The following is a 21,387-nucleotide window of genomic DNA, read 5'->3' as shown; positions in this document are numbered from 1 at the left end:
AAGAATGAAAACAATATCTGCAGTAGTTGAGCACTACATCAAGAAAAAGCCATTTTTACAAACAGCTCTGGCACAAGGGATTATAAATTTAACTTCTTTGTCTAGACAGATAAAACCAGAAATCGCCGAGGAATTGGGTAAGGATGTAAAGGATGGTGCCATTGTGATGGCGCTCAAGCGTCTTTCAGATGATCTGGAGTTCAGGGCGACCCATAAGATTGTAAAAGTGCTCAAAAACATCGGCGAGATCACCGTGCGTTCCAACCTGACGGATTATACCTTTTTGGCTTCGGATACCATATTGGGGCAGCAGGCCAGACTTCTGGAGGAAGTGAATGCCAATCAGGATGTGTTCTACACTTCTTCTCGTGGGGTGAACGAAATCAATATTGTGATCAGCAATGTGATGGACGGGGTAGTGGAGAAGTACTTTAAAATGGAGCGTTGTACCCAAAAGGCGGAAGGACTTTCATCCATCACGGTAAAGTTGCCTGCGGAGAACGTTTCGGTACCCGGAATCTACTATTTCATCTTTCAGCGATTGGCTTGGGAGGGCATTGTGCTTTACGAGGTCATCTCCACCACCAACGAGTTTACCATTTTGGTAAACGATGAGCAAGTCGATGTGGCTTTCAAAACAATCAAAGACTTAAAATCACTTTAAAATAAGTTTCCTTTTATTGATCTAAACTAAAACAAAATCTTCTTCGTTGTAGAAAAAGACACTTTTTGGAAAAATGACCAAAAAAAGGATTCTTTACGGCTTTTTGGGCCTAATGGTGCTGTACTTGTGCTATTTGGCCTATATTTTTATACTTTCTCCCAGAACCAATCTGCAGTCTATTTACCTGATTCCGAACGATGCGGTTTTCATCATAGAATCGGAACAGCCAGTGCAAAGTTGGGAAAAAATCAGTAAGAGCGAAGGGTGGCACCATCTCAAAAAGAACGACTATTTCTCAGAGCTTACCGAGAACATTCAAAAGGTGGACACGGTTTTCAACGACAACCATCAACTCTTCGAGTTTTTTGACAACCGCTCCTTGTTCATATCCATCCATATGATTTCCCCTAAGGATTATGGGATTTTCTATGTGCTGGATTTGAAGCGTATCGCCAAACTGCAACTGCTCAAAACTTATTTGAACACATTACTGGATGATGGGTATGTGCTGAGCAAACGGACCTATCACGAGCAAGAGATTTTGGAAGTCCACGATCGGGAGAGCAAGGAAACGATGTATTTGGCCTTCATCAAGAACCAGTTGGTGGCCTCTTATACCCATACCTTGGTCGAAGCTTCCATAGATCAATACCTTGAACCTGTGTTGGGTCGCAATCTCAATTTTTTGGAGATCAACCGAAGGGTAGGGCATGAGGACCTCTTTCGAATGTACGTGCAGTACCATTATTTTGATGATTACATTAAAATGTATTCCGATAGACCTTCCGATTGGGTAAAACGCGTGAGCGAAAACTTTTTGTTCTCAGGTTTTTATTTCGATTTGGACGAGAACAGCACCTTAACGGCCAATGGATACACCAATATTAGTGCCGTAAATGAATACTATTTGGAAGCACTGCAGAAATCTGGTAAGGCTGAACGTTCCATTCCCGAAGTGGCCCCCAACAGTACCGCGCTCTATATCAGTTATGGGTTTGATAGCTTTGTCGAGTTCTACAAGAATTTCGGGATGGTACAGCAGAACGATCCCGAGCAGTTCGAGAGTTATCAGGAAGGAATAGCCAAGGTGGAAAAATTTCTCAAGATCGATGTAAAGGAGAATTTTGTGAGTTGGATCGGCAATGAAATTGCCGTACTTCAAATCCAATCCCACATTACCAAAGGTAAAAATGATGTCGCGCTCGTCCTCAAAGCAAATGATGCCGAGGATGCCAAGATCAATCTGGATTTTGTTGTGGAACAAATTCGCAAAAAAACACCCGTTAAATTCAAAGCGGTAAAGTATAAGGACTATGAAATCAATTTTCTGTCCATCAAAGGATTCTTTAAAATGCTTTTGGGCGGAAGGTTCGATGAGTTTGATAAACCGTACTTTACCCAGATTGATGACTTTGTGATTTTCAGTGACAGCCCCAATACCCTAAAGGGTATCATTGATAAAGTATCGGAAGGGGATATCCTTGCTACATCAGAGGAATTCAAAAATTTTGATGAAAAGTTCGATTCCAAGTCCACCGTGTTCGTGTACAGCAATGTGCCTTTGCTGTTTGATAATATGTATGCCTTGGCCGATGCCCCGACCAAACAAAAAATGAGCAAGAACAAGGATTTCATCATTTGTTTCCCTCAGGTGGGATTACAGTTGACCCCCGAAGATGATTTGTTCGAAAGTCGATTGGTACTCAATTATCAGGATGTGGAAGAGGTAAAGAAAGAGACCGGTCTTCCGAAAAGCATCAATACAACGACTCCAAAAAGCCAAAATACGACTTCATTGGAAATCACAGATGCAGTTTTTAACCTGAGCCCCATTTATCCAACGGATTTGAATGCCAAAACCTTCAGTAAAAAATATGCCAATGGAAACATACGGTTTGAAGTAGACCTCAAGGATGGTCTAAAACACGGTCGTTATGAGGAATTCCATCCCGACGGTACTCGAAAAATCCGTGGCCGCTTCCGTAATGATGAACAGGTTGGCACTTGGCACTACTACGATATAGAAGGCGATCAAGTGCACAAGAAACGGTTTTAGATTTCTCGTCGCTACGCTCTGTCGAAAATGACTTTGGTGTTCTGATTGTCTTTCGAACGAATGTGAGAAATCTTCTTTTTAATATGATACCTGACTTAAGCAGAAACATTGTCCTTCTGAGGGGACTTTACGGGCGTAAAAGGCTGTAGGGCCTGCAAAGCCTTGTCCACGCTGGTGATTTTATCAAACACCAACAACAATCGAAGTCCGTTTCGGGTCTGTTTTTCCTTGAGTTTTACCAATTGCGGATGTGTTTGTGCGTATTGCAATATTTGGGTAAACACGGCACTCTGATAAAAACTGGATTGCTGGTCGGCAATAAAGTAACCGATAAACTTGCCTTTTTTCATGATGACCTTTTCCAATCCGATATGGGTGGCGATCCATTTAATCCGAACGGAGTTCATTAAATCCACAGCGGGTTCCGGTAACTCTCCAAAACGGTCTATCAGTTGTGTCTCAAACTTTTGAAGTCCTCCCTCGTCCTCCACATTGTTCAATTGGGTATACAGGTTGAGGCGTTCGGTAATATTGTTGATGTAATCATCAGGGAAGAGTAGTTCAAAATCCGTATCGAGCTGCATCTCCTTCACGTATACTTTTTCCTTGTCGCCCTCAACTTCATCATACAGTTCCTTGAACTCATTTTCCTTGAGTTCATCAATGGCTTCGGACAATATTTTTTGATAGGTCTCAAATCCTATTTCATTTATGAAACCGCTCTGTTCACCTCCCAAAAGGTCTCCCGCCCCACGGATTTCCAAATCTTTCATCGCAATGTTGAAACCACTCCCCAAGTCTGTGAACTGTTCCAACGCCTCGATACGTTTTCGGGCCTCGGTGGTCATCACTTCATAAGGAGGTGTGATAAAATAGCAGAAGGCCTTTTTATTGCTTCTGCCCACACGTCCTCTCATTTGGTGAAGGTCGCTTAACCCAAAATTGTTGGCATTGTGGATGAATATGGTGTTGGCGTTGGTCACATCCAAACCACTTTCGATAATGGTGGTGGAAACCAATACATCAAACTCCCCGTTCATAAAGGCAAGCATCAAGGACTCCAGTTTTTTACCTTCCATTTGTCCGTGGCCAATCCCAATTTTAGCATCGGGCACCAAACGTTGAATCATTCCAGCAACCTCCTTGATGTTCTCAATGCGATTATGGATAAAGAACACCTGTCCACCCCTTTGGATTTCGTAGGATACCGCATCCCGAATAATATCTTCGTTCAACCGAATTACCTGGCTCTCGATAGGGTAGCGGTTCGGAGGCGGAGTATTAATAACGGATAGGTCCCGCGCGGCCATCAAACTAAATTGGAGGGTTCGCGGGATAGGAGTAGCCGTTAAGGTAAGCACATCCACATTTTCTTTGATGGAACGTAGTTTTTCCTTGACAGAAACCCCGAATTTTTGTTCTTCGTCCACAATCAATAGTCCCAAATCCTTGAACTGTACATTTTTGTTTACTAGTTGATGGGTGCCGATGATGATATCAATCTTACCAGCGGCCAAGCGCTCCAAAACATCTTTTTTTTCCTTGGCGGTACGGAAGCGGTTAAGGTAATCCACCGTTACGGGCATCTCCTTTAAACGTTCCCTAAATGTTCTGCTATGCTGAAAGGCCAATATGGTGGTCGGTACCAAAACTGCGACTTGTTTGCCATTGTCCACAGCCTTAAATGCAGCCCGAATGGCAACTTCCGTTTTCCCAAAACCTACATCGCCACAGACAAGTCTGTCCATAGGGCGTTCGCTTTCCATGTCCTTTTTTACATCCTGGGTGCTTTTTTCTTGGTCCGGCGTATCCTCGTACAAGAAAGATGCTTCCAATTCGTTTTGTAGATAGCTGTCGGGAGCGTATTGAAAACCTTTTTCCAATCGACGCTTGGCATAGACTTTTATAAGGTCGAAGGCAATTTTTTTGACCCTTGCCTTGGTCTTTTGCTTCAGTTTTTTCCAAGCAGTGGAACCCAGCTTGAAGATTTTTGGCGGTGCACCGTCCTTGCCGTTGTATTTGGATATTTTGTGCAGCGAGTGGATGCTGACATAGAGAATATCTCGGTCGCCATAAATCAGTTTGATGGCTTCCTGCTTTTTGCCCTCCACGTCAATTTTCTGCAATCCACCGAACTTGCCGATACCATGGTCAATGTGGGTCACGTAATCCCCGATTTCCAGCTTGTTGAGTTCCTTCAGCGTGATGGCCTGCTTTTTCGCATAGCCGTTCTTTAAATGGAACTTGTGGTAGCGCTCAAAGATTTGATGATCGGTGTAGCAGGCGATTTTTAAATCCGGGTCCACAAAACCTTGGTACAATGGAAAAATGATAGTCTGATAATGGACCGTTTCATCCACTTCATCAAAAATATCGTGAAAACGTTTGGCCTGCTGCTCGGTGGAACAGAAAATATAATTGCTGTAACCCGCATCCCGATTATCATTGAGGTTCTCAATGAGCAGGTCAAATTTTTTATTGAAGGAAGGTTGCGGTTTGGTGTTGAATTGGATAAAGGAAGCTGTCTTCCCGAGCGCAGTCGAGGGAGATGCTTCTGTCTGCTTCTCGACTCCGCTCGAAGTGACAGAAGAGTTTCCAATTTCAACGAATACGTAATCCTGCAACTGCTCTTTTAACAAAGCTGAATCCAAAAACAGTTCTTTGGGCTTCGCGTGTTTGATTTCCTTGCTCAATTTGGCAAAACTCTCCTCGGCTTTTTCAAAAAAGGAATCAATGCGGTCGTATATCAAAGCGGGATTCTTGGCAAAGACCACCGTTTTTGCTGAAATATATTTTAAGAAGCTTTCCCTTATTTCTTCGGTAAACTTGTTTTCTACGTTTGGAATAATCGTGATTTTCTTCACCTTATCTGTGGAGAGTTGTGTTTCCACATCAAAGGTTCGAATACTGTCCACTTCGTCCCCAAAGAATTCGATACGGTAGGGTTCATCATGCGAGAATGAGAAGACATCCACAATCCCCCCTCGAACGGAAAATTCCCCTGGTTCGGTTACAAAATCCACCCGTTTGAACCGATATTCGAATAATACTTCGTTCAAAAAATCCAAAGAAATCTCATCCCCTATTTTAATTTTCTGGGTGTTCTTGTCCAGTTCCTTCCGTGTGACCACTTTTTCAAAAAGTGCATCGGGATAGGTAACGATTACCGCTGGTTTTTTTCTGGAGTTGATACGGTTGAGCACTTCGGCCCGTAGAAGTACATTGGCATTGTCCGTCTCCTCAATTTGATAAGGCCTACGATAGCTTCCCGGATAAAAAAGGACGTCTTTCTCTCCAATGAGTTGTTCTAGGTCGTTCAAATGATAGGCAGCTTCCTCCTTGTCATTCAAAATCAACAAAAATGGAGATTCAGCGGACTTGAAAGCTTGTGAAATTACAAAGGACATTGACGAGCCCACAAGTCCTTTAACATTGATTTTTTGTGCTGCCGAGGACTCGTTGTCTCGTGATCGGGCAATAGTATCCCTCAGTTTCCCGAGTGGGGGAGACTGTTCAAAAAGTTGGGAAATCGGGGTTTTGGTCAATCCAAAAAAACTTTGTGGCAAAGATAAACTGCGAAAAGGTTTACTAAAAATGTTTTTTTGTGTTTCTCTTCCATGCTCAAAAATATCTTGTCATTCTGAGCAAAGCGAAGAATCTATTGGTAAAAGCTTGACACGAAAATATAATTGACTCCAGGTCCTTGAGCGGAGTCGAAGGGACATTGCGGATTCTAAACCTTGATTATACTATCCTCCACAATGGCATACACCTCATCCGAGTCCTTGGGGTCAAGGGAATAGGTGCCCGTGAACTGACCGAAAGCAGGTAGAACCATTTGATTTTTGGATTTAAAAAAGCAAGGTAGTTTTATGCGTTCTCGGCCAAATCCTCTGAGTTTTACAGAAGGGTGAATATGTCCACAAAATGTAAAATAGCCTTCTCGCTCCTCGGGATGATGGGTCAATAGGAAAGAGTCAATAACCAACTCTGGAAATATGGAAACCTTCAGTTTTTCGAATTTTTCTGGAGCGATGATGTCGTGGTTGCCTGCCACCAAAAGGATTTCAGTAGGTGTTTTGCCCGCCCAATTTTCAAACAGTTCCCATTCCTTGTTCAGCGATGAATGAAAGAGGTCGCCCAAAAAGCAGATTTGAAAAGGTTGGAAATCGGACACTATTTTATCCAGAAGCAGAAAGTTTTTGTGAATGGCTTTTCTGGGAACGGCTGCACCAAACTTTCTAAAGTGGGATACCTTGCCCAAATGCACATCACTGATCAGTAAGAGTGATTTCTCTTCCCAAAATAACCCACCCAAAGGGTGGAGTTGAAATTTTTGGTTGTGTATACTTACTTCAATCAATCGTTCTTCCTTCTTTTTTTGGATGCTTTTGCCTTGGGATTGAACTCAAGGGCAAGTCCTATCCAATAATCAAAATCTTCTTTTTTGAGATATCCGTGTTCGTTAATGAAAACAAAGCCCTTCATTGTACGTTTTCCGTGGACCATGGGTCTGCAACCTTGCCTTTCCAACACAGTTTCAAAAATTTCCGGGTCAAGACGGCACATGATTTCCTTGCCCCTTACCCCAATACATAATTTTCCATCAACCATAAAAGAAAGCCCTCTGAACATCGTTTTCTCCTCTACATTGTCCAAATGCATCAAATTTTCCCGAACCCTGTTCGCCAATTTTTCGTCGTAAGTCATTGTCCTTGAAATATCAATTGAAAATTAACCATTATTTTTTCGTCAACTTAGCCATCATTCTTTTAATGCGGTCCGTTAATTTTTCGTTGGACAGTTTTTCCCGCAATCGATCCGTAATGATGGGGAAGGAGAGGGGGGTGGGTTGAGAACATTGTTTCCAAACGATTTCTTGTTGTGCAATCCTTTCCAGGGCCAAGCGCAAGCGACCCTCTTCCAATTGATGCTCAAAAGTCTCGGTATAGGCTTGTTGGTACAGCAAGTTATCATCCTCAAAATCACGGAAAACATCAAATAGTAGTTCAGAACTACTTTGCAGATGTTTCATTTTAACTCCTTTTTCAGGGTAACCCGTGAACACCATTCCACTGATTACCGCAATATCACGGAACTTTCGTCGTGCCATTTCGTTGGAGTTCAAGCTTTTTTGAAGGTCGGAGAGCATATATTCCGATGTGAAAAGGTTGTTGTCCAAAATTTCCTGAATATCGATTTCTCTATCCGATAGCAGTTCAAATCCATAGTCGTTAAAGGCAAGCGAGCAGGTAATCGGTGCCAACAGACTGATGCGATAGGCCAACAAGCTACTCATGCCCTCATGGATGGCCCTACCTTCGAAAGGGTAGAACATGTGGTGGTAGCCATCATGGGTCTTGAAGCTTTCGATTAAAAATTGATGGGGCTGAGGAACAATGCTTTCTTCCCGTTGTTTGGTAAACATAGGATCCAACGCCTGGATTTCTTCTGACTGTTTTGAAAACTCCAACTCGGCGGTGTAGAGTTCTTGTCGTAATAATTCGGACATTTTCGCAGAAAAACTCAAACGTCCGCCCATCCAACTAGGCACTTTGTTCGTTCTTTTTTTGGAGTTGCGGACATGTGCTACCATCCCTTTTATCCTGATAAATTCCAAATTTCTTCCAGCAAAGGTAAAAACATCGCCAGGACTCAATTTAGAGATGAAATATTCTTCGATGCTACCAATATACCCTCCTTTTTGATAGCGAACGGAAATGGTGGCGTCGCCCACAATGGTACCCATCTGGAAGCGATGGCGCATGGCCACGGCCCTGCTGTTCACTTTGAATTTGCCATCTTCTTCGACCTCTACTTTTTTGTATTCGTCGTAGCTCTTTAGACTTTGGCTTCCCATGACCAAAAAATTGAGCAGCCATTGCCATTGCTCATCCGAAATGGCTTGATAGCAAAACGTTTGTTTGATCTCGGGATAGATTTCATCAGGATAAAAACCATCCGAAACCGCCAAGGTGGTCAAATACTGTATGAGGACATCAAAGCTGTTTAAGTAGGGGATACGATCTTCCACCGCACTGTTCAAAACGGCTTTTTGCATGGCCGAAGCCTCTACGAGTTCTATGGCATGCGTGGGCAAAAAATAAATAACACTTTCCTTACCGGGTCGGTGTCCACTTCGTCCAGCTCGTTGCAAAAAACGGGCAACACCTTTTGGACCACCGATTTGGACAACGGTTTCCACAGGGGCAAAATCCACACCTAGATCTAAACTTGATGTGCAGACTACCGCTTTAAGACTTTCGTTGCGAATGGCCTGTTCCACCCAAAGTCTGGTTTCTTTGTTGATGCTACCGTGATGCATCGCCATTTCACCGGCGAACTCAGGATATTTTTCCAATATTTTTTGAAACCATATTTCACATTGACTTCTAGTGTTGGTAAAGAGCAAGGTGGTTTTACTGTTGTTGATGATCGGTATTACCTGATGCAAAAGATGCAACCCCAAATGTCCACGCCACGGAAAGGTTTCCATTTCCTTTGGAACAATACTTTTTACCGTGATTTTTTTGTTGACGTTGGCCTTTACCAAAACTGAATTTTCCAATTCTGGGGATGTAGGACCCAACAATACTTCGCGGGCTTGCTCCAAATTGCCAATAGTGGCGGATATACCCCAGATCCGCAGTTCCTTGCAGATTGTTTTTAATCGGGAAAGACCCAATTCCATTTGTACACCCCGCTTGGTGCCCAAAAGTTCGTGCCATTCGTCAACTACAATGGCAGAACAATCCTTGAAGGTTTTTGCGTAGCCTTTGGATGATAATAATAACTGCAGACTTTCGGGAGTAGTGATCAATAAATCGGGCATGTTGGTACGCATTTTTGCCCGTTCTTTTGTTGAAGTGTCTCCCGTGCGGATACCCACGGTCATTTGGGTTTCCAAATCTTCGATGATGCGCTCCGCGGATTGTTTTATTTCTTGTGAAAGTGCTCGTAAGGGGGTAATCCAAATGGCTTTTAGCCATTTTTTATGCTTGTTCTTATAATCTGGATGGTTTTTAATGTAGTTGAGCACAATCGGAAACCAAAGGGCATAGGTTTTTCCGCTACCCGTAGGGGCATTCAAAAGACCATGTTTACCATCCAAAAAGGCGTTCCATGTCTCTTTTTGAAATGGAAACGGTTTCCAATTTTGCTTTTGAAACCAATTTTCAGCAATATGAAACAATTCAGAATCTTGCAGGGTAGTAATGCTTTGGATTGAAAAATACGAATTTCTTTACTGGGTTTATACCTACTATTTTGCGATAAGATTTATATTTGTGCCACAAAATTTGAGATATGCCAATTTTAGATCTATACGAGCACGGAGACCACAAGAAAAATTTGGCCCATTTTGCCACATTGGCAAGTTTGGCTGCGGTTGATGGGGAAATCAACCCAAAGGAAATGGCCGTTTTGGAGAAATTCGCCTTCAAACTCAATATCAGTGAGGATGAATTCAAGGTGGTAATGAAGAAGGAGAACAAATATCCCATCGAGACCCCTCACAGTGGGGAGAAAAGATTTAAAAGGCTATTTGAATTTTTTCAAATTATTTTTTCCGATCATTATATTGATGATGATGAGCGAAACATTGTTGAAAAATATGCTATTGGTTTAGGTTTTGCGCCAAAAAAAGCGTCAGAAATCATCGATAAGTCCATCGCCATTTTCTCGGGAAAGATTGCCTTCGAAGATTATCATCATTTAATCAAGCGTGAGTGTAATTAGGCATTAGCCATAAATTCTTCCGCTTTTTCCACCATTTTTTTACTTCCGCAGAAAAACGGGACACGTTCGTGCAACTCGGTAGGTTGTATGTCCATAATGCGTTGAAATCCATCGCTGGCTTTGCCGTTGGCCTGTTCCGCCAAAAATGCCATGGGGTTGCACTCATACAATAAGCGTAGCTTACCGTTATGTGCCTTACTGCTTTTTGGGTACATATAGATACCCCCCTTGATCATATTTCGGTGGAAGTCAGAAACAAGAGACCCTATGTACCTTGAGGTGTACGGTCTGTCTCCTTCTTCCATTTGGCAATATTTGATGTAATCCTTTACCCCTTGAGGAAAATGGATATAGTTTCCTTCGTTTACAGAGTAAATTTGACCCGTTTCTGGGAATTGCATATTGGGATGTGATAGGTAAAAAGTGCCCAAGGCGGGATTCAGGGTAAATCCATTCACACCATGCCCCGTAGTGTAAACATACATGGTGGAAGTGCCATAAATAATATATCCTGCGGCAATCTGGTTTTTGCCGGGTTGAAGGAAATCCTCCAAGGTTACGGGCGTTCCAACGGGGGTCACTCTTCTGTAAATGGAAAAAATAGTGCCTACTGACACGTTCACGTCAATATTGGATGAACCATCCAAGGGATCTATTAAAACTACGTACTTGTTCTGATGCTGTTTATCAAAACTGTTGATACTGATGAAGTCATCTTCCTCTTCCGAAGCGATTCCACAAACAATTTCACGGTTTTTCAATGTTTCAATAAATTTTTCATTGGCCAGAACATCCAGTTTTTGCTGGTTTTCTCCTTGAATATTGGTTTCGCCAGCGGCTCCAATGATATCCACCAGCCCCGCTTTGTTGACCTCGTGATTTACTACTTTTGCAGCCAAACGGATGCCATTGAGCAGTCTTGAAAGTTCTCCGGAAGTGTATTGAAATGATTCTTGGTTGGCGATGATGAACTCGCCCATGGTTAATCGTTGTTTGTCAAACATTGGGAAAGACTGTTTTATTTGAGGACAAATATCGGGCATTTTGTGAAACTACAACGTTTTCGAGGGACTTTAATTATGTAATTTTATAACTTTGAGTTTTATTTGTAACAATTATGGAATTTATGATCAGAGAGGCCCGACCAGAAGATATGGAACAAGTACTGAACTTGGTTCAGGAACTGGCCAATTTTGAAAAAGAACCCAATGCTGTTGAAATTACCAAGGAAGACTTGGTTAAGCATGGTTTTGGCAACCAAAAGATGTTCCATTGCTTTGTTGCCGATACCCAAGAAGGTATTGCGGGCATAGCTCTGGTGTATTCCAGATACTCCACATGGAAAGGTCCTGCGATTCATTTGGAAGATTTGATTGTCTCGGAAAAGATGAGGGGAAGTGGTCTAGGAACAGCTTTGCTGGATGAGGTAGTGAGGTATGGTAACAGTTTGGGTGTGAAGCGTATTTGTTGGGAAGTTTTGGATTGGAACGAACCTGCCATTGAATTTTATGAAAAGAAGGGAGCCAATGTGCTAAGGGACTGGGATGTGGTTCAATTGGATGAAAAAGGAATCAAAAATTATATGGAGAGCCTCAACTAGATGGCCAAAATATTAGAATAGATAAACACATGAGAGTATTTAAGTTTGGAGGAGCATCGGTTAAAGATGCGGATGCGGTCAAAAACGTTGTGAACGTTTTACATGAAGTAGGTTATAATGATACCTTGGTAGTGATTTCCGCCATGGGCAAAACCACCAATGCCATGGAAAAAGTGGTGGAATCCTATTTTAATGATAAGGATGAGGTAAATGCCTCGATTCAAGAAGTGATTGATTATCACCATGGGATTTTGTCCGATCTTTTCCAAAACCCTAACCATCCCGTTTATGCAAAAGTGAAGGTTCTTTTTGAAGAAGTCAAGGGATTTTTGGCCTGGAACAAATCGCCCAAGTATGCTTTTGTGTATGATCAAGTGGTGTGTTATGGGGAATTGTTGTCCACAACAATCGTAAGTGCCTATCTGAACGAAATGGGTATTTCCAACGAGTGGTTGGATGTCCGTACCCTTATTAAAACCGACTCAAACAACAGGGATGCACAAGTGAACTGGGAGCGTACCCAGCAAGAAGTGCTTTCCCATGTGGATGTGTCCAAATTAAATATTACCCAAGGCTTTTTGGGTAGCGATGACAACAATTTTACGACGACCTTGGGCAGGGAAGGGTCTGATTATTCCGCAGCAATTTTGGCCTATTGCCTAAATGCGGATTCGGTGACCATTTGGAAAGATGTACCAGGGGTGTTGAACGCAGACCCAAGAAATTTTGAGAATGCCCAGTTGTTGGACAAAATCTCTTACCGTGAGGCCATTGAGCTTGCGTTTTATGGAGCTTCGGTAATTCACCCCAAGACATTGCAGCCTTTACAGCGCAAGGAAATCCCCCTGAAGGTAAAATCCTTTGTGAACCCAAGGAACAAAGGAACCACGGTGGGCAAAGGCAATGGCATAGAGCCGAAAGTCCCGTGTTTTATCGTAAAGAAGAATCAGGTGTTGCTGAAATTGTCGTCCCTAGATTTTTCCTTTATCGTGGAGGATAATATCAGCGATATCTTCAAGCTGTTCCATGATCACAGGTTAAAGGTGGACCTTATCCAGAATTCCGCCATTAGTTTTTCTGTCTGTTTGGACAACAAATTCCGAGGACTGCCACCTTTGTTGGATGAACTCAAAAGAAAGTTCAAAGTGGTATGCCATGAGGATGTTTCATTGTACACCATTCGTCATTTTAATGATGACTCGGTCAAATCCCTTCAAAATGGAAAGTCCGTATTGGTGGAGCAAAGAGGCAAGGAAACGGTTCAATTGGTTGTTAAATAAAGCTTTAGTCTTAATATTTAGGTAAAAAGGGCTATAGGGTTTATTTTCTATCTTTACACGTACCTAAATACTTTTTCTATGGGCTTGGTTTCTGCTAAAGAGGTGGCGAAAGTCATCCATCTGGACAAATATGGCTTTTTGGGCACTTTTGTAGGATGGCTTTTAATGGTAGCCACTAGAATCAGCACCATCAATCGATTTTACGACAAGAACAAAAACCTCTCGGGCCCTGAGTTCCTTGACTCCATCTTGGAGCATTACGAAATCGACTTCGAAATACCCGAGGAGGACATTAAGCGCTTGCCCAAATCTGGTCCATACATCACTATCAGCAATCATCCGTTAGGTGGTATTGATGGGGTTTTATTGCTTAAGTTATTGCTGAACGAGAGACCCGATTATAAAATAATCGCCAACTTTTTGTTGCACCGCATAGAGCCATTGAAGCCCTATATAATGCCCGTGAACCCTTTTGAAAACCACAAGGATGCCAAGAGCAGCATTGTAGGTTTTAAAAACGCGCTCCAGCATTTAAGGGACGGACATCCGCTGGGCATTTTCCCTGCGGGCGAGGTCTCCACTTACCGTGATGGAAAATTGGTCGTGGACCGTCCGTGGGAAGAAGCGGTAATAAAATTGATAAGAAAGGCAGAAGTACCCGTAGTGCCCATTTATTTTCATGCACGCAACAGTAGATTATTTTACCGATTGTCCAAGATTGATGATGTGTTCCGTACAGCCAAGTTACCATCCGAATTAACATCACAGAGCAGAAGGCCCATTAAAGTTAGAATTGGGCAGCCAATTTCGGTAAACACCCAAAATGAGGAAGAATCCATAGATGGTTTTGCGGAACTGCTTCGAAAAAAGACGTATTTGTTGGCCAATGCTTTTGAAAAGGAACGTTTCTTGGACAAGGTTCCTACCTCGCTCAAAATTCCGAAGCCGCCTAAAAAAATAGCCTCTGCCATAAGTAAAGAGGTCTTGAACGGAGAGATTGAAAAGCTGCGGGAAAAGGATTGTAGAATGCTCCAAAGCAAGAACTACGAAGTGTTTCTGGCACAGGCCAAGGATATGCCTTTTTGCTTGAACGAAATTGGCCGTCAGCGCGAGGTTACTTTTAGGGAAGTGGGAGAGGGAACCAACAATGCCATTGACTTGGATAAGTTCGATTCGTACTACCATCATTTGTTCTTATGGGACGACGATTCCAAGGCCATTGTGGGAGCTTATCGTATGGGATTGGGCTCCGAAATCTTCAAAAAATATGGCATTGATGGTTTTTACCTTCAGGACCTGTTCCGATTTGAGCCTGAACTATATGGAATGATGGAGAAATCCATCGAAATGGGAAGGGCTTATATTGTGAAAGAATATCAACAAAAACCCATGCCGCTATTCCTGCTTTGGAAGGGTATTGTGCATACCACATTAAGGCATCCAGAACATCGATACTTGATTGGTGGGGTTAGTATCAGCAACCAGTTCTCCAATTTTTCCAAATCGTTGATGATCGAATTTATGAAGTCCAATTATTGGGATCCCTACGTGGCACAATATATCCGACCCAAAAAGGAGTTTAAGGTAAAGTTGAAGGATGCCGATAAGGAATTTGTGTTCGATGAAACACAGGCTGACCTGAACAAGTTCGATAAACTCATTGGTGAAGTGGAGCCGGGAAGCTTGAGATTGCCCGTTTTGATCAAGAAATACATCAAACAAAACGCCAAAGTGGTGGCCTTTAATGTGGATCCTTTGTTCAACAATTCGGTGGACGGCTTGATGTACATTAGAATTGCCGATTTGCCTGAAAGCACTGTAAAGCCGGTAATGGAAGAATTCCAGGCCGAGCTGGAACGCAAAGTTGGCGAGGGCAATGGTACGGTAGCGGAGGATTAATCCATTCCTATCTTGTTGCTTCGTTTTTCAAAGAGGAGGTTGTCTTTCCAGGTACCTTGGATTTTGCCTACACGTTCTCGTTTTCCAATGTAGCGGAAACCCACTTTTTCGTGCAGTTTGATGCTTGCTGTATTCTCTGGGAATATTCCTGACTGTATGGTCCAAAAACCTGCCTTTTCACTTTCTTCGATTAAATGCTGCATCAGTAGTTTGCCAATACCCTTGCCCCTACTTTTGTCCGAAATGTAAAGGCTGACTTCCCCGACCCCACCATACACACAACGGCTGGATACGGGGGAAAGTGCTGCCCACCCCATGATTTCGCCATTGTTTTCAGCAATCAAACGGCATTCGCTGGTATGTGCCTTGTTCCAATGGTCATAGGTGGGAACCTGTGTTTCAAAAGTGGCAATACCTGTGGCGATTCCTTCGGAATAAATTCTTGAAACTTCCTCCCAATCGGATGGCCTCATGTTTCTTACGATTATACCCATGTATATTTATTGTAATATTACGATGAATAAGTGTTCAAAAAAAGCCAGATAATTTTTTATCTGGCTTTTAAGATTTTAGAACCAAGGCTTGTTGCCCACCTGATAGGTGTTGTAAAATTCTTCATCCGATTTGGTAAGATAGATAATACCTTCCACCAAACCGATGATCCATGCTGCTGAGGCACCGATTCCGCAGGTAATAGCTCCCAAAATAATTGTCACACCCAATAAGATAAAACCTTCTTTGTTGTAACCCAATATGAACTTGTGAACTCCAAAACCTCCGAGTAAAATGGCTAAAATACCAGCAAGAATTTTTTTGTTGTCACCTCCGGCACTTTGAATTCCTTCTTTGAATTCATCTGCGGTTTTTTTTGCTTCTTCTTTAAAATCTTTGGCTGCTTCTTCAGCTTTGTCACCGAAGTCTTTTTTTTCTTCTGACATGTTTATTTAATGTGTTGGTTAATGAAAGTTAAATGTAGCAAATTAATCAATACCTATAGAAAGGCTTTGTCAACAGGTTCCCAAAGTTCCAATTTATTACCTTCAGGGTCTAGTATCCAGCCAAATTTTCCGTATTCGTATTCTTCTATTTCCCCGACTACGGTAACCCCTTCCTTTTTTAGGACCTCGAGCAGTTCCACCAAGTTTTCCACCCTGAAGTTCATCATGAACTGCTTTTCACTCGGTTTAAAGTATTCCGTTTTTTCATCCATGGGGCTCCATTGTGTGGAGCAATCATTGCCATCCTTGTCCTTCCACCAAAAGGTACAGCCGTACTGGTCGGTATTCAAACCCAGATGGTTTTTGTACCATTCCTTGATGTTGTTAGGATCTTTGCTTTTAAAGAAGAAACCTCCCAATCCCGTAACTCTGTTTTTCATGATTTTTTTATGTTTTTTTCATACAGTGCAATCCATTCCTGTGATGTCATTTTTTGGCATAGCTCCGCAATCAATTCAAAGGGTATTTTGTTGATGTTCTTAAATCGAATACAGCTTTTGCCCATGTCCAGTTTTGTGTTCACATGCTTGGGGTATTCATTCACAAACCAATCGAGCAAATTTTTGTTGGCATAAATGCCCATGTGATAAAGTGCTATAAAATTTTTCTGCGAAGCAATATTGATAAATGGCAATGGCAGTTTTGGGTCACAATGATACCCGCCTGGATAAATCGAATGAGGCACCACAAACCCGATCATTTTGTAATTGATACACTCCTCAAAACCACTCGGCAAGTTGCCTTTAATGGTCTCCCGTAGTTGGGAAACGGCTTCTTGGCGATCGGCAGGAAGTTTTTCGAGGTATTCGTCTGGTGTTTTGGCTTCTATGGTCATATTGGGTTAGGTCTTATCCAATTCCAGACCTAAAATCAGGATTGAATCTGTACCTAAAGTTAAGAAAATCTTTCTTTGACTTTGTCTACAATGGTTTGTGCCAATTTTTCCTTGCTTTCGACCGTCCAACCTGCGACATGGGGAGTAAGCAACACATTTTTGGCTTTGCGCAAATATTTAAAAGCTTTGGGTTTCTGCACGAACATATTCTCGAAGGATTTTTTCTCGTATTCCAATACGTCCAATCCCGCACCGAGTATTTTTCCGGATTTCAACTCTTTTACCAAATCCTTGGTGACCACGCACTTTCCGCGAGCTGTGTTCAATAGCCAAAAAGGTTTGTGGAACCCTTTTATGAATTCCGTGTTGACCATACCCACGGTTTGCTCTGTTTGGGGTACGTGCAAACTGACCACATCTGAGCGCTGTTGGAATTCCATGATCCCAACCTGACGGGCATTGTCATCCCCAACGCCACCGACAATATCGTAGCAGATGACCTCTACATCGAAACCTCTCAGTTTTTTGGCAAAGGCCTTGCCCATATTTCCATAGCCAATGATTCCCACCGTTTTGCCATCCAGTTCAACGCCCCTGTTTTGCTCACGCTTCCATTTGCCCTTTTTTACTTGGCGGTCGGACTTGCACATGTGGTTCATTAAGGATAGCAACATGCCCAAGGTATGTTCGCCCACGGCGTTTCGATTGCCTTCAGGCGCAGAAGCCAAAAACACCTCTTTGAACTTTGCATGTTCCACATCAATGTTTTCCAAGCCAGCGCCCACTCGTCCAATGAATTTCAGGTTGGTGGCCTTGTCCAAAAATTGCTGGTCTATGGTAAACCTACTCCGGATGATGATTCCATTGTACAAATGGATTTTTTCCTCCACTTGTTCTTTGGTCGAGGTGTAATCTTCGTGGTTTTCGAATCCAAGTTCAGCAAACTGGTCGAGGAGTAGGGGGTGGTTGGTGTCGAGGTGGAGAACTTTCATGGGAGCAAATATACAATTCCTAGATTTTTGGGTAGTGGGTCTGTGTTTTTTCGTGCTGGACATCGCCTGTGTGAGCCGTGCTCATTTTTTCAAACAGAAGCACTTGGACTTCTTCACCGTTTTTGGTCATGGGATTATGTTCAATCCCTTTGGGAACCACGATGATCTCGCCTTGGTTGACTACCTCGGTTCTGTCACGAAACTGCATATAGAGGGTTCCCTTGATTACTTGAAACAGTTCGTCTTCATTTTCATGGGCATGCCAAACAAATTCTCCTTGGAGTTTTGCCAGTAGCACCTGCATATCATCCACCACCGCGATTTGATGCGGATGCCATTGTTTGTTAAACTCGGCGTGTTTTTGTTTTAGGTTGATTGGTTTCATGTCTGATTGGAATTTACTTGGTGGGAAGGGGCAGATTGTGCATTCGCAAAAAGGATAATTTGTCCCAGTAGCCTCGTTGAAACTTGATTTTTCCGTCAACAATATGAAAGAATCCACATCCACGTAGGCCCAATGGATCTTTCCATTCCAGAATGGCCCATTCCCCATCTTCAAAAATGTGCTCGACGATACAGACCATATCGGCAGCTTCAAACTCATTTTTGAACATTTCTTGGATGGCATCTCTGCCGACCACGGACTCATTGGCCACCTGATGGTTCACGGCATCTGTATGGTAGAGCTCAGCTATTTCCGTCGCACTGCCTTGGTTGAAAATATCGACCCAATGCTCAACCAGTTGTTTTGGACTTTTGTTCACTGTAATTCAAATTTTAAGTATTTGATTTATATCCCTAAGATCATCTTGGCTATCCAAAAATAGATCAAGATGCCGAAGATATCATTGCTTGTGGTAATAAACGGACCTGTGGCAATGGCGGGGTCAATATTTCTTTTGTGAAGGAACAGCGGGATAAATGTGCCGATCAATCCGGCTACCACGATAACGACAACTAAGGATAGTGAAATGGCCAGTGCAGTGGTAAAAGCACCTTTCCAAATCCAAGTGAACAGTAAAAGTAAGATAGCAAGGATGAACCCATTTAAAAGTGCCAACAGCATTTCTTTTAAAAGATGGTTTCGTACACTGCCTTTTAGATCATCATTGGCCAGACCTTGCACTACAATGGCGCTGGATTGCACCCCAACATTACCTGCCATCGCAGCGATCAGCGGTGTAAAAAAGAACAAAACGGCATGTTTGGAGATCATATCTTCAAAAGTCCCCATGATCGCTGCAGCACTAAGTCCGCCCAAAAGACCCAGGATCAACCAGGGCAATCGGGCGCGGGTCAATATCCAAATGCTGTCGTTCACTTCCACATCTTGGGAGATACCTGCCGCCATTTGGTAATCTTTGTCGGCTTCTTCACGGATGACATCCACAATATCATCAATGGTAATACGACCCACCAGCCTTCCTATTTCGTCCACCACGGGAATGGCCTCCAAATCGTATTTGGACATGATTTTTGCCACTTCTTCCCCTTTTTCGTTGACATTAACCGCATCTACCTTGGCAATATATACATCTTTGATATGAGTTTTGGTCGAGGCGGTAAGCAAATCCTTCAGGGAAAGCCGTCCCTTTAGTTTACCTTCGTCATCCACAACATAGATAGAGTGCACTCGGGTCACATTTTCAGCTTGTGCACGCATTTCCTTGACACAGGTGGTCACGGTCCAATTTTCGTTGACCTTTACCAACTCTTTGGCCATAAGCCCCCCGGCAGAATTCTCTTCGTAGCGCAATAGGTCCACGATGTCCTTGGCGTGTTCACGGTCCTCGATTTCCGAGATTACCTCTTGAACAAGTTCCTTTGGAAGTTCGTTGATGATATCGGCAGCATCATCCGTATCCAGTTCGGAAAGCTCGCCAGCAATTTCTTTGGCGGTAAGGTTTTTAAGTACGGCCTCACGGATATCCTCGTGCATTTCCGCAAGGATGTCCGAAGTTTTTTCGCTGTCCAGTAACTTGATCAAGTAGGTGGCTTCCTCAACATCCAGTTCATCCGCAATTTCCGCGACATCGGCATAGTGGAACTCCTTCATCATGGTTTGGAGTCCGGCATCCTTGCCATCAGCGATCAGTTGCCTGATTTCTTCTAAAAGTTCGTCTGTGAGTTTAAACGGGGTCATTGGCTATCTTCTGTGTCAACGTTACAAAGTCAGCTACACTTAGCTGTTCTGGGCGCTGGTCAAAGATAGTATCTTCTTTTAGATTATCGGAAAGGTTGAAGATTTTAAGACTGTTGCGAATGGTTTTTCGTCTTTGGTTGAAAGCGGTTTTCACCACTTTAAAGAAGAGACGCTCATCGCAAGGGAGGTTCAGCTCTTTTTTACGAGTCAGGCGCAATACACCCGAATCCACTTTTGGTGGCGGGTCAAAAACTCCAGGAGGAACTGTAAACAGGTATTCAGCGTCGTAGTAGGCTTGAACCAATACCGAAAGGATACCATAGGTTTTGTTCCCTGGTCCTTCGCAAATACGTTTGGCCACTTCTTTTTGGAACATCCCCGAAAATTCGGGTACTTGCTGTCGTATTTCCAGCATTTTAAAGACTATCTGGCTGGAAATGTTGTACGGGAAGTTGCCCGTAATGGCGAATTGCTCTTCGCCATACAGTTCCGTGAGGTCAAATTTGAGGAAATCCGCCTCTATGACATTCAGACGGTTGTTTTGTTTTAAGATAGCCGCGTGTTCCAAAGGAAAACTATGGTTAAGGTACACGATGGATTCTTCATCCAGGTCCATGGCCACCAAGTCCAAATCCCGTTGCAATAAATACTTGGTGAGCACTCCCATTCCCGGGCCGATTTCCAATACATTTTTGTAACCTTCCAACGATAGGGTCTGCGCAATTTTTTGTGCTACGGATTCATCTTTTAGGAAATGCTGTCCTAAATGTTTTTTTGCCTTTACCGCACCTTCATCTTGATGTTTTTGATTGTGGTGGGTACTGTTGGAGTACTTTTTTTGTTTCTTTTTGGACACGGCTGGTTTTTTTGCAAGTTAGTTGGAATTTTCGATATACATCCATGCTTCATCCCCAGATTCCAAAGGAAATTTTTGTCGTTTGTATGCACTGGTTTCATAAATGTCCGCTTTTTTTAAATCAGCTTCAGTCACTTCATAGGCCATTCCAGTGACTTTGTCTTCGGGATTGTTGGTGTAGATGACCAAAGGATAACGGCCATAAACGGCATTATCCATTTTCTTGAATCCTAATGCAGCATCGGTTTTTCCCTTGAGCAAACGACCAAAAATATGTTCCTGCACTTGCAGATCTTGAATCGTTCCGTAGGAAAACAGGTATTCCAA

21 protein-coding genes are annotated in these 21,387 nt (G+C 42.8%); 6 read left to right on the top strand and 15 right to left on the bottom strand.

Going from position 1 to position 21,387, the window contains the following annotated elements:
• Positions 1-4: 4 nt before the first annotated feature.
• Both PY092_RS15860 and PY092_RS15855 read left to right on the top strand, forming a co-directional pair.
• Positions 5-664 (top strand): aspartate kinase, encoded by a 660-nt coding sequence (locus tag PY092_RS15860; protein ID WP_127137135.1) that lies wholly within the window; start codon positions 5-7, stop codon positions 662-664.
• Between the two features lie 73 nt (positions 665-737).
• Positions 738-2,720, top strand: coding sequence for a DUF3352 domain-containing protein (locus PY092_RS15855; protein WP_275616789.1), 1,983 nt, complete (start codon positions 738-740; stop codon positions 2,718-2,720).
• 95 nt (positions 2,721-2,815) lie between these two features.
• Here the strand turns inward: PY092_RS15855 and mfd are convergent, their stop codons facing one another.
• The 4 genes from mfd to PY092_RS15835 all read right to left on the bottom strand — a co-directional run bounded on the left by mfd (position 2,816) and on the right by PY092_RS15835 (position 9,927).
• Positions 2,816-6,265, bottom strand: coding sequence for a transcription-repair coupling factor (gene mfd / locus PY092_RS15850; RefSeq protein WP_275616788.1), 3,450 nt, complete (start codon positions 6,263-6,265; stop codon positions 2,816-2,818).
• A 188-nt stretch (positions 6,266-6,453) separates the two neighbouring features.
• Positions 6,454-7,083 carry a ligase-associated DNA damage response endonuclease PdeM gene (pdeM, locus tag PY092_RS15845; protein WP_275616787.1) on the bottom strand — a complete coding sequence of 210 codons (630 nt, stop codon included), beginning with the start codon at positions 7,081-7,083 and terminating at the stop codon, positions 6,454-6,456.
• Positions 7,080-7,430, bottom strand: coding sequence for a TfoX/Sxy family protein (locus PY092_RS15840; RefSeq protein ID WP_275616786.1), 351 nt, complete (start codon positions 7,428-7,430; stop codon positions 7,080-7,082). Before PY092_RS15840 ends, pdeM begins: the two co-directional genes overlap by 4 nt.
• A gap of 31 nt (positions 7,431-7,461) precedes the next feature.
• Positions 7,462-9,927 (bottom strand): ligase-associated DNA damage response DEXH box helicase, encoded by a 2,466-nt coding sequence (locus tag PY092_RS15835; RefSeq protein WP_275616839.1) that lies wholly within the window; start codon positions 9,925-9,927, stop codon positions 7,462-7,464.
• 98 nt (positions 9,928-10,025) lie between these two features.
• Here PY092_RS15835 and PY092_RS15830 point away from each other — a divergent pair, with 98 nt between their 5' ends.
• Positions 10,026-10,457 carry a tellurite resistance TerB family protein gene (locus tag PY092_RS15830; RefSeq protein WP_275616785.1) on the top strand — a complete coding sequence of 144 codons (432 nt, stop codon included), beginning with the start codon at positions 10,026-10,028 and terminating at the stop codon, positions 10,455-10,457.
• Here the strand turns inward: PY092_RS15830 and fbp are convergent.
• Entirely contained in the window at positions 10,454-11,461 is a 1,008-nt protein-coding gene (gene fbp, locus PY092_RS15825) for a class 1 fructose-bisphosphatase (RefSeq protein WP_275616784.1), read from the bottom strand. The genes PY092_RS15830 and fbp overlap by 4 nt on opposite strands.
• 113 nt (positions 11,462-11,574) lie before the next feature.
• Here fbp and PY092_RS15820 point away from each other — a divergent pair, with 113 nt between their 5' ends.
• The 3 genes from PY092_RS15820 to PY092_RS15810 all read left to right on the top strand — a co-directional run bounded on the left by PY092_RS15820 (position 11,575) and on the right by PY092_RS15810 (position 15,236).
• Entirely contained in the window at positions 11,575-12,057 is a 483-nt protein-coding gene (locus tag PY092_RS15820) for a GNAT family N-acetyltransferase (protein WP_275616783.1), read from the top strand.
• Between the two features lie 29 nt (positions 12,058-12,086).
• Positions 12,087-13,337 carry an aspartate kinase gene (locus tag PY092_RS15815; protein WP_275616782.1) on the top strand — a complete coding sequence of 417 codons (1,251 nt, stop codon included), beginning with the start codon at positions 12,087-12,089 and terminating at the stop codon, positions 13,335-13,337.
• A gap of 78 nt (positions 13,338-13,415) precedes the next feature.
• Positions 13,416-15,236 carry a lysophospholipid acyltransferase family protein gene (locus PY092_RS15810; RefSeq protein WP_275616781.1) on the top strand — a complete coding sequence of 607 codons (1,821 nt, stop codon included), beginning with the start codon at positions 13,416-13,418 and terminating at the stop codon, positions 15,234-15,236.
• Here the strand turns inward: PY092_RS15810 and PY092_RS15805 are convergent.
• From PY092_RS15805 to PY092_RS15760, 10 genes are all read right to left on the bottom strand, one after another.
• Positions 15,233-15,730: a GNAT family N-acetyltransferase gene (locus PY092_RS15805; protein ID WP_275616780.1), complete on the bottom strand. Its 498-nt coding sequence runs from the start codon at positions 15,728-15,730 to the stop codon at positions 15,233-15,235. The two genes, PY092_RS15810 and PY092_RS15805, sit on opposite strands and share 4 nt — an antisense overlap.
• A gap of 75 nt (positions 15,731-15,805) precedes the next feature.
• The gene (locus tag PY092_RS15800; RefSeq protein WP_275616779.1) at positions 15,806-16,174 is read right to left on the bottom strand and encodes a TM2 domain-containing protein; all 369 of its coding nucleotides are present in this window, start codon (positions 16,172-16,174) and stop codon (positions 15,806-15,808) included.
• Between the two features lie 53 nt (positions 16,175-16,227).
• A complete protein-coding gene (locus PY092_RS15795) occupies positions 16,228-16,614 on the bottom strand; it encodes a VOC family protein (protein ID WP_275616778.1) in 387 nt (128 codons plus the stop codon).
• Complete coding sequence (locus PY092_RS15790) at positions 16,611-17,069, bottom strand: DUF1801 domain-containing protein (RefSeq protein WP_275616777.1); 459 nt, start codon at positions 17,067-17,069, stop codon at positions 16,611-16,613. Before PY092_RS15790 ends, PY092_RS15795 begins: the two co-directional genes overlap by 4 nt.
• Before the next feature lie 59 nt (positions 17,070-17,128).
• Positions 17,129-18,061 carry a 2-hydroxyacid dehydrogenase gene (locus PY092_RS15785; RefSeq protein WP_275616776.1) on the bottom strand — a complete coding sequence of 311 codons (933 nt, stop codon included), beginning with the start codon at positions 18,059-18,061 and terminating at the stop codon, positions 17,129-17,131.
• A 19-nt stretch (positions 18,062-18,080) separates the two neighbouring features.
• Positions 18,081-18,446, bottom strand: a complete 366-nt coding sequence (locus PY092_RS15780) for a cupin domain-containing protein (protein WP_275616775.1) — start codon at positions 18,444-18,446, stop codon at positions 18,081-18,083.
• A gap of 13 nt (positions 18,447-18,459) precedes the next feature.
• Positions 18,460-18,825: a nuclear transport factor 2 family protein gene (locus tag PY092_RS15775; RefSeq protein ID WP_275616774.1), complete on the bottom strand. Its 366-nt coding sequence runs from the start codon at positions 18,823-18,825 to the stop codon at positions 18,460-18,462.
• Between the two features lie 26 nt (positions 18,826-18,851).
• A complete protein-coding gene (gene mgtE, locus PY092_RS15770) occupies positions 18,852-20,204 on the bottom strand; it encodes a magnesium transporter (protein ID WP_275616773.1) in 1,353 nt (450 codons plus the stop codon).
• Complete coding sequence (gene rsmA, locus PY092_RS15765; RefSeq protein WP_275616772.1) at positions 20,191-21,060, bottom strand: 16S rRNA (adenine(1518)-N(6)/adenine(1519)-N(6))-dimethyltransferase RsmA; 870 nt, start codon at positions 21,058-21,060, stop codon at positions 20,191-20,193. Before rsmA ends, mgtE begins: the two co-directional genes overlap by 14 nt.
• Positions 21,061-21,078: 18 nt before the next feature.
• Entirely contained in the window at positions 21,079-21,387 is a 309-nt protein-coding gene (locus tag PY092_RS15760; RefSeq protein WP_275616771.1) for a gamma-glutamylcyclotransferase family protein, read from the bottom strand.

The sequence above is a fragment of the Flagellimonas yonaguniensis genome (assembly GCF_029193885.1).
GTDB lineage: Bacteria > Bacteroidota > Bacteroidia > Flavobacteriales > Flavobacteriaceae > Flagellimonas > Flagellimonas yonaguniensis.
This window is presented reverse-complemented; position numbering and strand designations above follow the sequence as displayed.